We start from the raw sequence: 12,592 nt of genomic DNA, 5'->3' as shown, positions 1-12,592 counted from the left end.
AAAACATCACAACAACAAGGATATCGTCATGTTCGAAATCACCGCTCACCCGGTGCCGGACGCCGTTCGCCAGCGTGCCTACCTCGACGAGGAGGGCTACCGGCGCCTCTACCGCCAATCCATCGAACAACCGGACGTGTTCTGGGGCGAGCAGGCCAAGGCCCTGCTCGACTGGTTCAAGCCCTGGCACTCCGTGCACCACGGCGACCTGGCCCGCGGCCAGGCCAGCTGGTTCAAGGGCGGCCAGCTCAACGTCGCCTACAACTGCATCGACCGCCACCTGGAACAGCGCGGCGAACAGGTCGCCATCATCTGGGAAGGCGACAACCCCGCCGAGTCCGCCCACATCACCTACCGCAAGCTGCACAGCCACGTCTGCCGCCTGGCCAACGTACTCAAGAGCCGCGGCGTGGAGAAGGGCGACCGGGTGTGCATCTACATGCCGATGATCCCCGAGGCGGCCTACGCCATGCTGGCCTGCGCGCGCATCGGCGCCATCCATTCTGTGGTGTTCGGCGGCTTCTCGCCGGACTCCCTGCGCGACCGCATCCTCGACGCCGACTGCCGCACCGTGATCACCGCCGACGAAGGCGTGCGCGGCGGCAAGTACATCCCGCTCAAGCAGAACGTGGAAAAGGCCCTGCAGGACTGCCCGAACGTCTCCACCGTGGTGGTGGTGCAGCGCACCCAGGGCAAGGTGCCCTGGGTCGAGGGCCGCGACCTCTGGTACCACGAGACCCTGCACGGCGTCAGCGAGGACTGCCCGCCGGAGCCCATGGACGCCGAGGACCCGCTGTTCATCCTCTACACCTCCGGCTCCACCGGCAAACCCAAGGGCGTGCTGCACACCACCGGCGGCTACCTGCTGGGCGCGGCCATGACGCACAAGTACGTGTTCGACTACCACGAGGGTGACATCTACTGGTGCACCGCCGACGTCGGCTGGGTCACCGGGCACAGCTACATCGTCTACGGCCCGCTGGCCAACGGCGCCACCACCCTGATGTTCGAGGGCGTGCCCAGCTACCCGGACGCCTCGCGCTTCTGGCAGGTGATCGACAAGCACCAGGTGAACATCTTCTACACCGCGCCCACCGCCATCCGCGCCCTGATGCGCGAAGGCGAGGAACCGGTGAAGAAGACCTCGCGCGCCAGCCTGCGCCTGCTCGGCTCGGTGGGCGAACCGATCAACCCCGAGGCCTGGGAGTGGTACTACCACGTGGTCGGCGAGACGCGCTGCCCGATCGTCGACACCTGGTGGCAGACCGAGACCGGCAGCATCCTCATCACCCCGCTGCCCGGCGCCACCTCGCTCAAGCCCGGCTCGGCGACCCTGCCGTTCTTCGGCGTGCAGCCGGTGCTGCTGGACGAGCACGGCAAGGAGATCGACGGCCCCGGCGCCGGCGTGCTGGCGATCAAGGCCAGCTGGCCGAGCCAGATCCGCAGCATCTACGGCGACCACCAGCGCATGGTCGACACCTACTTCAAGCCCTATCCCGGCTACTACTTCACCGGCGACGGCGCGCGCCGCGACGAGGACGGCTACTACTGGATCACCGGGCGCGTCGACGACGTGATCAACGTCTCCGGCCACCGCATCGGCACCGCCGAGGTGGAAAGCGCCCTGGTGCTGCACGACGGCATCGCCGAGGCCGCGGTGGTGGGCTACCCCCACGACCTCAAGGGCCAGGGCATCTACGCCTTCGTCACGCCGATGAACGGCGTCGAGCCCAGCGAAGAGCTGAAGCAGGAACTGCTGGCGGTGGTCAGCAAGGAGATCGGCAGCTTCGCCAAGCCGGAAGCGCTGCAGTGGGCGCCGGGCCTGCCGAAGACGCGCTCGGGCAAGATCATGCGGCGCATCCTGCGCAAGATCGCCTGCAACGAGCTGGACAACCTCGGCGACACCTCGACCCTCGCCGACCCCAGCGTGGTCCAGGGGCTGATCGACAACCGCATCAACAGGTGAAGGGCGGCTGCAAGCTGCAAGACAGAGCGCCTGCGGTTAAGCTAACCGTATGCACCACTTGTAGCTTGACGCTTGAGGCTTGCAGCTCCCCGCCATGGAAACCGTTCGCCGTCATATCGAAAGCCAGGTCCTGAGCCTGACCGGACTCGCCCTCGGGGGCGTCGATTTCGAATCCCCCAAGGGCGACCCGGGCCTGTTCGGCCCCGACTCGGCCTGCTGGAAAGTCCATGGCGACTTCAGCTCCATGCTCATCGGCGGCATCAGCGCCCTGCTCCTGCAGATGCTCCACCCCGCCGCCCTGGGCGGCGTCTGGGACCACTCCAACTTCCGCGCCGACATGCTCGGCCGCCTGCGCCGCACCGGCCAGTTCATCTCCACCACCACCTACGGCTCGGTGGCCGACGCCGAGAAGCTGATCGCCCGGGTGCGGCGCATCCACGACAACGTCAGCGGCACCCTGCCCGACGGCACCTTCTACTCGGCCAGCGACCCGGACCTGCTGACCTGGGTGCACGTCGCCGAGGTCAGCTGCTTCCTCAAGTCGCACCTGCGCTATCTGAACCCCGACCTGCCCGGCAGCGAGCAGGACCGCTACTACGACGAGATCGCCCTGGTCGCCGAGCGCCTGGGCGCCCGCGACGTGCCGCGCTCGCGCCTGGAGGTGGCCGAGTACCTGGAACGCATGCGCCCCCAGCTCCACTACAACGAGCGCACCCGCGACGTGGTCGAGGTGCTGCTCGACGCCCCGGCGCCCAGCTCCCTGGCCAGGCCCTTCAGCGCGCTGATGATGCGCGCCGGCATCGACCTGCTGCCGGACTGGGCCGCCGACATGCTCGGTTTCTCCCTGCGCCCGCTGCAACGCCAGCTGATCCGCACCAGCGTGAAGCGCAGCGTGCCACTGCTGCGCTGGGCGGTGCGCAACGGCTCGCTGCACCGCGCGCGCCGGCGCATGGGCCTGCCGCCGCTGCGCTGACCGGCCGATCCCGCGCCTGACTCAGCGGTTCGGAGAGTGGTCGGCCATGCCCGCCTGTGCAACCATGCCCGCTCGTTCGCCGCGGCCCGCGCCGCCCCATGCTGAGGATTCGTGTCATGCAAGATGTCGTCATAGTCGCTGCCACCCGCACCGCCATCGGCAGCTTCCAGGGTTCCCTATCGGCCCTGCCGGCCCATGAACTGGGCGCCGCGGTGATCCGCCGCCTGCTCGAGCAGACCGGCGTCGCCGCGGAGGCGGTCGACGAAGTCATCCTCGGCCAGACCCTCACCGCCGGCGCCGGGCAGAACCCCGCGCGCCAGGCCGCCATCGCCGCCGGCCTGCCGCACAGCGTACCGGCGATGACCGTCAACAAGGTCTGCGGCTCAGGCCTCAAGGCCCTGCACCTGGCCGCCCAGGCCATCCGCTGCGGCGATGCCGAAGTGATCGTCGCCGGCGGCCAGGAAAGCATGAGCCTGTCGCCCTACGTGCTGCCCAAGGCCCGCACCGGCCTGCGCATGGGCCATGCGCAACTGCTCGACAGCATGATCGTCGACGGCCTGTGGGACGCCTTCAACGACTACCACATGGGCATTACCGCCGAGAACCTGGTGGACAAGTACGGCATCAGCCGCGAGGAGCAGGACGCCTTCGCCGCCGAGTCCCAGCGCAAGGCCGCCGAAGCCATCGCCGCCGGGCGCTTCGAGGCGGAGATCACCCCCATCGAGATTCCCCAGCGCAAGGGCGAGCCGCTGCGCTTCGCCACCGACGAACAGGTCCGCGCCGGCACCAGCGCCGAGTCCCTGGCCAAGCTCAAGCCGGCCTTCAAGAAAGACGGCAGCGTCACCGCCGGCAATGCCTCCAGCCTCAACGACGGCGCCGCCGCCGTGCTGCTGATGAGCGCCGCCAAGGCCGCCGAACTGGGCCTGCCGGTGCTGGCGCGCATCGCCGCCTACGCCAATGCCGGCGTCGACCCGGCGATCATGGGCATCGGCCCGGTGTCCGCCACCCGCCGCTGCCTGGACAAGGCCGGCTGGCAGTTGGCCGAGCTGGACCTGATCGAGGCCAACGAAGCCTTCGCCGCGCAGTCCCTGGCGGTGGGCAAGGAACTGGGCTGGGACGCCGCCAAGGTCAACGTCAACGGCGGCGCCATCGCCCTCGGCCACCCCATCGGCGCCTCCGGCTGCCGCGTGCTGGTCACCCTGCTGCACGAAATGCTCCGCCGCGACGCGAAGAAGGGCCTCGCCACCCTCTGCATCGGTGGCGGCCAGGGCGTCGCGCTGGCCCTGCAACGCTGAGCCTCGCCGGGCGCGGCCGCAAGGTCGCGCCAACTGGGCTATCTTCATTGGGCGGATCGCGCCTTAAAGGATTGCCCATGAACAAACGCGTCATCGTGGTGGAGGATCACCCGGCCATGCGCCTGGCGATTCGCTCGCTGCTCGCCCAGGACCCCCAGTTCGAAATCGTCGGCGAGGCCGACGACGGCAACACCGGGCTCAACCTGGTGCGCCAGCACAAGCCCGACCTGGTCATCCTCGACCTCAACCTGCCGGGCATGGACGGCATGGACCTGCTGGCGCGGGTGCACATCTTCGACGAGAACATCCGCCTGCTGGTGCTCAGTTCCCAGGACGAGCGGCTCTACGCCAACCGCGTGGAAGCCGCCGGCGGGCACGGTTTCGTCAGCAAGAACAAGGACACCACGGCCATCCTCAACGCCGCGCGCATGCTGGTCGCCGGCTACCGCTGCTTCCCCGAGCGCCCCCTGGGCGCGCCCGGGCAGCCCGGCGACGACCCGGTGGCGGCGCTCACCCCGCGCGAGCTGGTGGTGCTGCGCAGCCTGGTGCGCGGCCAGAGCAACAAGCAGATCGCCGAGGAGCTGTTCCTCAGCCAGAAGACCGTCAGCACCTACAAGACGCGCATCCTCGAGAAACTGCAGCTGAACAGCCTGGTGGACCTGGTGGAGTTCGCCCGCCAGCACAACCTGCAGGCCTGAGCGCCGCGGCCGCGCTGCCACGGCTCAAGACTTGGAACTTTGCACGCGTGCCATACTCCGAGGTACGCCACGACGGAAAATGACTCCCGCTATGCCCAAAGGATTGATTCGCGCGATCGGCACCCTGGTGCTGCTGTTCCTCCTCTATTGCCTGCTGGGCTTCCTGATCCTCCCCGGCATCGCCCTGCGCGTGGTCAACCAGCAACTGGCCCAGTACGCCACCGTGCCGGCGCACATCGAGCGCATCGAACTCAACCCCTTCAGCCTGGAGCTGAACGTCTGGGGCCTGCGCATCGGCCAGCCCGGCCAGGAGCAGGTGGCCTTCGAGCGCCTGTACGCCAACCTGCAGCTCGACAGCCTGTGGACGCGCCAGCTGCACCTGGCCGACGTGCAACTGGACAAGCCCCATGGCGAAGTGGTGTTCGCCGAGGACGGCAGCCTCAACCTCGGCCGCCTGTTCAAGCTGCCGCCCAGCGAGCCCAAGCCCGAGCAGCCGGACAGCAAGCCCTTCCCGCTGCGCATCGAGCGCGTCGCCCTGAGCCAGGGCAGCGTGCACTTCCAGGACAACCGCCCGAGCGAGCAGGTGGATTTCGTCTTCGACCCGCTGGGCTTCGAGTTGCACAACCTCAGCACCCTGCCCGACAGCGGCGCGCAGATGACCCTGAGCGGCGCCGGCCCCCACGGCGGCAAGGTCGACTGGAAGGGCGACCTCAGCCTGACCCCGCTCGCCTCCAGCGGCAGCCTGTCGATCCAGGGCATTCCGCTCAAGGCCTGGTGGCCCTACGTGCGCGACAACGCGCCGCTGGAGTTGCAGAAGGGCATCCTCAGCGTTGCCACCGAGTACAAGCTGGACCTGAGCAAGGACACCCAGCTGCAGTTGGAAAAGACCAGCGCCAACCTGCGTGACCTCGACCTCAAGAGCCCGGCCGGCAAGCCGCTGGTCACCCTGGCCAGCCTCGACGTGGCCGAGACCAGACTGGACCTGGCCAAGCGCGAAGTGCTGGTCGGCCAGATCCGCAGCCAGGGCCTGGAAACCTGGGCCGCCCGCGAGAAGGACGGCCAGCTCGACTGGCAGAAACTCTTCGCCGACTTCCAGAAGCCCGCGCGCAAGCCGGCCCCTGCCGAGCAGCCGAAACCCACCGCCGATGAGGCAGCGCAACCCGCCGACACCGCGCCGGCCGCCAAGCCCGTAGCGGACGCAGCCAGCCCTGCGCCCGCCAAGACCGATGCGGCCCCGGCGGACAAGACCGCAACCCAGGCCGCGGCGAAGCCCGAGGCCAAACCTGAAGCAGAGGCCCAAGCCCAAGCCCAAGCCCAAGCCCAAGCCCAAGCCCAAGCCGACCAGGCTGCGGCCGCCGCCGACAAGCCGGCAAGCCCGCCGCCGGAACCGGCCAGGCCGACCGAGCCGCAGAAGCCCTGGCACGTGGTCCTGCGCGACACCCAGCTGCGCGGCTACAAGGTGCACCTGGCCGACCGCGTACCGACCAGGTCGGTGGCCCTGGACGTCGGCCCGCTGGACCTCGACCTGCAGGACCTCGACAGCTCGCTGACCCAGGCGCTACAGCTCAAGCTCAAGACCGGCATCGGCAACCGCGGGCTGATCGAGGCCAGCGGCAGCGTCATCCCCAACCCGGTCAGCGCCAGGCTCAAGGTCGCCACCCGCGACATCGACCTGCGCCTGGCGCAGTCGTACCTGGAACCCTTCATCCGCCTGGAGCTGCGCAGCGGCTTCCTCGCCAGCAAGCTCGACGTCGACCTCAAGAGCACCGAGCCGCTGGCCTTCAGCGTCGGCGGCAGCGCCGAGGTCAGCCAGCTGCACACCCTGGACACCCTGAAGAGCCGCGACTTCGTCAAATGGCAGAAGCTCACCCTCGACGGGCTGGCCTACAAGCATGGCGACAGCCTGGTGATCCAGAGCGTGTCCTTCGAGCAGCCCTACGCGCGCTTCATCATCAACGAGGACCGCAGCACCAACGTCAGCGAGCTGATCATCGCCCAGCCCGAGCAGCCGGCGGCCAAGGGCGCCGCCAGCCCGGCCAAGGCCGGCAGCGACAAGCCCCTGGGCATCCACATCGGCGGCATCCGCATCAACGACGGCTCGGCCAACTTCGCCGACCTGACCCTGCGCCCGGACTTCGCCACCGCCATCCAGCAACTGGGCGGCGAGATCGGCACCCTCGACAACCGCAACCCGCAGCCGGCCAGCGTCGACATCAAGGGCAAGGTCGACAAGTACGCCCCGGTGACCATCAAGGGCAGCCTCAACCCCTTCTCGCCGCTGGAGAAGCTGGACATCGCCACCAGCTTCAAGCGCGTCGAGTTGACCACCCTGACGCCCTACTCCGGCAAATTCGCCGGCTACCGCATCCGCAAGGGCCGGCTCAACCTCGACCTGCACTACCAGATCACCAAGGGCCAGCTGAAGGCCGACAACAAGGTGCTGGTGGAACACCTGCAGCTGGGCGAGAAGGTCGACAGCCCCGACGCCGTCGACCTGCCGGTGAAGCTGGCGGTGGCCCTGCTCAAGGACACCAACGGCAACATCGACATCCAGCTGCCGGTGGAAGGCGACCTGAACAACCCGCAGTTCAGCGTCATGCCCATCGTCTGGCAGACCCTGCGCAACCTGGTGCTGCGTGCCGTGCAGGCGCCTTTCAAGTTCATCGCCGGCCTGGCCGCCGGCGGTGGCGACGAGGACCTGGGCAACGTGCCCTTCGCCGCCGGCTCCAGCGAGCTGACGCCCGCGGCGCAAGGCAACCTCGACAAGCTCGCCGCCGCGCTCAAGCAGCGTCCGGCGCTGAAGCTGGAAGTCGAGGGCGTGAGCGCCGCCGCGGCCGACGGCCCGCTGCTGGCCGAGCAGCGCCTGCAGCAGGAATTCCGCAGCAACTACTACAAGATGCTGCAGCGCCGCGGCGACAAGGTGCCCAGCGACGCCAGCCAGCTGGAGGTGCCGGAAGACCTGCAGCCGGCCCTGCTCGAAGGCATCTACCGCACGCGCCTGAAGAAACAGCCGCCGGCCGAGTGGCAGGAACTGGGCAAGGACGAGCGCAGCGCCAAGCTGCGCCAGGCGGTGGTCGACTCCTGGAGCGGCAGCCAGTTGCTGCTGCGCAAGCTGGCCCAGGAGCGCGGCGCGCACATCAAGGACTATCTGGTCAGCAAGGGCGGACTGGGGGATGATCGCATCTACCTGATCGACGTCAGCCAGGCCGAGGCGGAAAAGGGCGGCGAGGTCGTCACCCAGCTCCACCTCGACAGCGAATGAGGCACGCCCCGATGAAGTCCCTTCCCCTGCTGGCCGGCGCCCTGCTGCTGGCCAGCGCCGGCGCCCAGGCCGACAGCATGCGCTGCGGCAGCGCCCTGGTCAGCGTCGGCGACCGCGCCTGGGAAGTGGAGCAGAAGTGCGGCGCGCCGGACCATCGCGACGACGTCGGCTATACCCTCGGCGGCTACGACCGCCGCGAATTCAAGGTCGAGGAATGGGTGTACGGCCCGCGCAACGGCGCCACCTACATCCTCACCTTCGAAGCCAACCGCCTCAAGCGCATCGAATTCAAGCGCGACTGACCGCAGCGGAGCCGCCATGCGCCTGTTCGTCCTCCCCCTGCTGCTGCTCGCCGCCGCCCCGGCGCTGGCCGACAGCCTGCGCTGCGGCAGCCGCCTGATCAGCAGCGGCGACAGCAGCAGCGACGTGCTCGAACGCTGCGGCCAGCCGGTGGACCGTTCCTACCTGGGCAACCGCATCGTCGTCGGCGACTGGGGCCAGCGCGAGGAGGTGCGGGTGGAGGAATGGATCTACGGGCCCTGGAACGGCATGCTGTATTTCGTGCGCTTGCGCGGCAACCGCGTCGACGCCATCCAGAGCAAGCGCAGCAACTGACAGACAGCGCCCGATGCCGGTGATAGTCTCGCGCCATCACCGCCAAGGACAGGTCGCCCATGCTCATCGTGCCCGCCGAACACCCGCTGGACTGGAAGAAGCCGCCGCTGGTGACGCTGCTGCTGATCCTGCTCAACTGCCTGATCTTCTTCGTCTACCAGGGGGGCGACCGGGCCCGCCAGGAACAGGCCGTCGGCGTCTACCTGGAGCTGGACCTGCTGGGCCGCGAGCGCGCGCTGTTCGGCGAATCGCTGGCGCGCCGCGAGAAGCTGGACGACACCCAGAAACGCGCCATCGAGGGCCTGCGCCGCCAGGACCTGGCCTGGCTGATCCTCCGCGACCTGGAGTTCGGCCATGAACTGCGCGGCCAGCCGGCCTTCCAGCAGGACCCGGCCTGGCAAGCGGCGCGGGCCAGCGCCGAGGCCGCGCGGGACCGCCTGAGCTCGCTGCGCTTCGGCTTCATCCCCGCGCAATTCAGCCTGCAGGGGCTGTTCGGCTCCATGTTCCTGCACGGCGACTTCTGGCACCTGGCCGGCAACATGGTGTTCCTGTTCATCTTCGGCTTCGCCCTGGAAATCGCCCTGGGCCGCCTCAAGTACCTCGCCCTGTACCTGGTCAGCGGGCTCTGCTCCGGGCTGCTGTGGTGGGCGCTGGACCCGGTGTGGGTGACCGGCATCGGCGCCTCCGGCGCCATCTCCGGGCTGATGGGCATGTACATCGGCGTCTACGGGTTGCGGCGCATCCGCTTCTTCTACTGGCTGGGGCCGCTGCTCGGCTACTTCAGCGCGCCGGCGCTGTGGATACTGCCGCTATGGATGGGCAAGGAGCTCTACGGCCTGCTGCGCGCCGCCGACCACGTCAACTACTACGCCCACCTCGGCGGCCTGGCCTCGGGCTTCCTGCTGGTGTGGCTGCCGCGCCGCTTCGGGCGGCTGAAGGTCGACGAGGCCTACCTGGCCAAGGAAGACCCCGACGCCGCCTTCAAGCGCGACCTGGCCGCCCTCGACGCCCTGATCGGCCGCTTCGCCCTGGACCAGGCGGCGAGCCGCGGGCAGGACCTGCTGCAACGCCACCCCGGGCGCCTGCTGCTGATCGAGCGCCTGTACGGCGTGGCGGTCTCCCGCCAGGATGCGGCGCTGCTCGGCGCCGTGCTCAAGCAGTTGTTCGCCCTGCCGCCGAGCGAGGCCGCCGCCCTGTTGCGCCGTCTGGCCGACGACAGCGCCGCGGAGAAACAGCGCCAGTTGGCCCACCCCGCGGTGCAGTTGCACCTGCTGCAGAGGCTCCTGCAATTGGAAGACGGGCCACGCGCCCTGGGGGCCTGGCGGCGCCTGGCGAAAAGCGGCCAGCACCCGGCGCAGCTGCCGCAGATGACGCTGCAACTGGCCAAGCGCCTCGGCGCCCAGCGCGACAGCCAGGGCCTGCGCGAACTGGCGCAGTTCCTTCGCCAGCGCTACCCCGAGGCCGAGCAGACGCGCCAGCTTGCGCTCTACCAGCAGCAACTGGCGCGCTGACGAAAAGGCCCCGCCGGCTTGCGCCGGCGGGGCCTCGTGAAACCTCGCGCAGGGTTACAGGCGGTCGCTGAAGTCGCGGACTTCCTGCTCCGCACGGTCGCGGCTCCAGCCGTAGCGTTCCTGCAGCTTGCCGACCAGGTATTCGGCATGTCCGTCCGCCACTTGCAGGTCGTCGTCGGTCAGCTTGCCCCACTTTTCCTTCAGGGTGCCGGACAGCTGCTTCCACTTGCCCTTGATCACGTCGGAATTCATCACGCTATTCCTCGTTCGGTGGGCAGGCCCGGCGCGAGCCGGGCCGCCATTGTCAGTCCACGGCCTTCAGGCCGTCGGCGGAAACCGCCTTGACGCCCTTGATGCCCTTGGTGGTTTCGATCGCCAGGTCACGCTCGGCGTCGGTCTTCACGGTACCGGACAGGGAGACCACACCCTGGTTGGTTTCCACCTTGATGCTGGTGCCGCTGATGTCCTTGTTGGCGATCAGGCTGGATTTCACCTTGCTGGTGATCCAGGTATCGGAAACCGCTTCCTCGGTCTTCTGCACGGTGTCATTCGCAGCGAGGGTCGTCGGTTGCGCGAACACCGGGCTGGCGAGCGAGAAGCTCAGGGCGGAAGCGGTGGCAGCGGCAAGGGCCAGTTTGCTGAAACGGTGTTTCATGGCGATCTCTCCTGTACTTTGCAAGGAACTGCGACCATGCCTGGCGGCAGTTTCACAAGGGATATCGCAAGCTCCGGGCCAGCTTTTCCGGAAATGTAAATTCCTTATGGATCAATCAGTTAGATTGAACCAGCAATACCAGCACATGGGCAATTTGCACAGTACGCCACGCCTGGCCGTGCAAACTGCACGGCCCTAGCCGCCCTGGCGGGCCATCTTCTCCAGCACCTGTTCCAGGCTGGCCACCTCGGCGAGCAGCGGCGTGTCCGGGTAGCGCTGGCGGATGAACGCCAGCAGCTTGCCGGCCGGCTCCAGCTGCCCGAGGCCTTCGGCGAAGCCGCGCGCGGCCAGCAGGTACGCCCGCGGAATCTGCGGGTACTGCGGGAAGCGCTGGTGCAGATTGCGCAGCAGGCTCAGGGCCTCGCGGGCCTTGTGCCGCTGCAGCAGCACCTCGGCGATGCGTTCGCACACCAGCGGGTCGTCCGGCAGGTAGTCGGCCTGCAACTGCCGGGCATTGAGCAGCGCGCCGGCCGCCAGTTGCGGGTTCAGCCGCGTCGCCAGGGGCAGGTAGCCCGCCAGGTGGGCCAGGCAGGCCTCGCGCTCGTTCAGCCCGTACAGCAGTTGGTGGTAGCGCTCGTTCAGGCGCAGGTCCTCGGGGTCCTGGCGCAGGGCCGCGGCCAGGGTTTCCACGGCGGCGCCGCCCTGCCCTTCCTTCACCCGCACTTCGGCTTCTGCCAGCGCCCGGCGCCGGCGCCATTCGGCCTCGGGGAAGCCCTGCACGAGGTCATCGCCAGCCACCGCGTAGCCCAGCGCGCCCTGGTACTGGAACACGGCGTAACCCATCATCGCGCACATCACCACACCGAAGTAGCCGAGCAGCGCCACCATCACCGGCATCAGCACCACCTTGGGCAGGCCGAAGCCGAGCAGCCAGGCCAGGTAGTTCGGCGATTGCCAGAGGATGAACAGGAAGACGCAGAGGATCAGGTAGCGCCAGCCCATGGCGCCGATCACCTGGCCGACCTCCACCGGGCTGAGCGCCGCGCCCAGGCTCTTGTCCAGGGCCAGGCGGATGACGCTGGCCGGCAACACCAGCACCAGGGCGACGTTCACCACCCAGAACAGCGAGGGATTGTCGAAGTCCGCGGCCAGCCACAGCACCACCGCGGCCACGACGAACACCGCCAACTGGCGCAGGAAGGCGCCGAGGCTGGAGAGATCGAAGGCCTCGGCCAGGCCGGGGGCGTCGTTGCTGCCCAGGCTGACCGCCTCGATGACGCTGTGCAGATACTTGGTGGCCACGCTCAGCAGGGCCAGCCACAGCAGCAGCATGCTGGGCATGAACAGGCTGGCCAGGGCCAGCGCCGCGGCGAACATCAGCGGGCCTGGTTGCAGGGCGTAGGCGAAGAACTTCGGCAGGCGCTCCCAGAACGGCTGGGCGCTGTTGGCCGCGCCCAGGTACTGCAGGCCGTTGCGGCACAGCGGGCAGGCCGGGGCGTATTCCGGCGCGTCGGCGTTCAGCGGCACGCAGCAGTCGCCGTAGTGGCGCTGGCACGGCAGGCAGAACCAGGTGGCGGGCTGCGCCTGGTGGTAGTGGCAGTAATGCTTGTCCATCGG

The 12,592-nt window shown here is 68.6% G+C and carries 11 protein-coding genes; 8 read left to right on the top strand and 3 right to left on the bottom strand.

Annotated elements, in window-relative coordinates:
- Positions 1-28: 28 nt before the first annotated feature.
- The 8 genes from acs to IG194_RS18090 all read left to right on the top strand — a co-directional run bounded on the left by acs (position 29) and on the right by IG194_RS18090 (position 10,320).
- Complete coding sequence (acs, locus tag IG194_RS18125) at positions 29-1,966, top strand: acetate--CoA ligase (RefSeq protein ID WP_058488408.1); 1,938 nt, start codon at positions 29-31, stop codon at positions 1,964-1,966.
- Positions 1,967-2,060: 94 nt separating this feature from the next.
- Entirely contained in the window at positions 2,061-2,939 is an 879-nt protein-coding gene (locus IG194_RS18120) for an oxygenase MpaB family protein (RefSeq protein ID WP_058488407.1), read from the top strand.
- Positions 2,940-3,055: 116 nt separating this feature from the next.
- Positions 3,056-4,234: an acetyl-CoA C-acetyltransferase gene (locus IG194_RS18115; RefSeq protein WP_058488406.1), complete on the top strand. Its 1,179-nt coding sequence runs from the start codon at positions 3,056-3,058 to the stop codon at positions 4,232-4,234.
- A gap of 77 nt (positions 4,235-4,311) precedes the next feature.
- On the top strand, positions 4,312-4,932 hold the full coding sequence (locus IG194_RS18110; protein ID WP_058488405.1) for a response regulator transcription factor: 621 nt from the start codon (positions 4,312-4,314) through the stop codon (positions 4,930-4,932).
- Between the two features lie 91 nt (positions 4,933-5,023).
- A complete protein-coding gene (locus IG194_RS18105) occupies positions 5,024-8,194 on the top strand; it encodes a DUF748 domain-containing protein (protein ID WP_058488404.1) in 3,171 nt (1,056 codons plus the stop codon).
- 11 nt (positions 8,195-8,205) lie between these two features.
- Positions 8,206-8,496, top strand: coding sequence for a DUF2845 domain-containing protein (locus IG194_RS18100; protein WP_043269023.1), 291 nt, complete (start codon positions 8,206-8,208; stop codon positions 8,494-8,496).
- Between the two features lie 16 nt (positions 8,497-8,512).
- On the top strand, positions 8,513-8,809 hold the full coding sequence (locus IG194_RS18095; protein ID WP_058488403.1) for a DUF2845 domain-containing protein: 297 nt from the start codon (positions 8,513-8,515) through the stop codon (positions 8,807-8,809).
- A 59-nt stretch (positions 8,810-8,868) separates the two neighbouring features.
- On the top strand, positions 8,869-10,320 hold the full coding sequence (locus tag IG194_RS18090; RefSeq protein WP_058488402.1) for a rhomboid family intramembrane serine protease: 1,452 nt from the start codon (positions 8,869-8,871) through the stop codon (positions 10,318-10,320).
- Between the two features lie 54 nt (positions 10,321-10,374).
- Here IG194_RS18090 and IG194_RS18085 read toward each other — a convergent pair whose 3' ends face one another.
- The 3 genes from IG194_RS18085 to IG194_RS18075 all read right to left on the bottom strand — a co-directional run bounded on the left by IG194_RS18085 (position 10,375) and on the right by IG194_RS18075 (position 12,589).
- The gene (locus tag IG194_RS18085; RefSeq protein WP_009613031.1) at positions 10,375-10,572 is read right to left on the bottom strand and encodes a CsbD family protein; all 198 of its coding nucleotides are present in this window, start codon (positions 10,570-10,572) and stop codon (positions 10,375-10,377) included.
- A 52-nt stretch (positions 10,573-10,624) separates the two neighbouring features.
- A complete protein-coding gene (locus IG194_RS18080) occupies positions 10,625-10,975 on the bottom strand; it encodes a BON domain-containing protein (RefSeq protein WP_009613032.1) in 351 nt (116 codons plus the stop codon).
- Between the two features lie 195 nt (positions 10,976-11,170).
- A complete protein-coding gene (locus IG194_RS18075) occupies positions 11,171-12,589 on the bottom strand; it encodes a hypothetical protein (RefSeq protein ID WP_058488401.1) in 1,419 nt (472 codons plus the stop codon).
- Between the last annotated feature and the right edge of the window lie 3 nt (positions 12,590-12,592).

The sequence above is a fragment of the Pseudomonas sp. ADPe genome, assembly GCF_014843515.1.
In the GTDB taxonomy this organism is placed as follows: domain Bacteria; phylum Pseudomonadota; class Gammaproteobacteria; order Pseudomonadales; family Pseudomonadaceae; genus Pseudomonas; species Pseudomonas citronellolis.
Note: the sequence above shows the minus strand (reverse complement) of the source record. Positions and strands in the feature narration are given on the sequence as shown.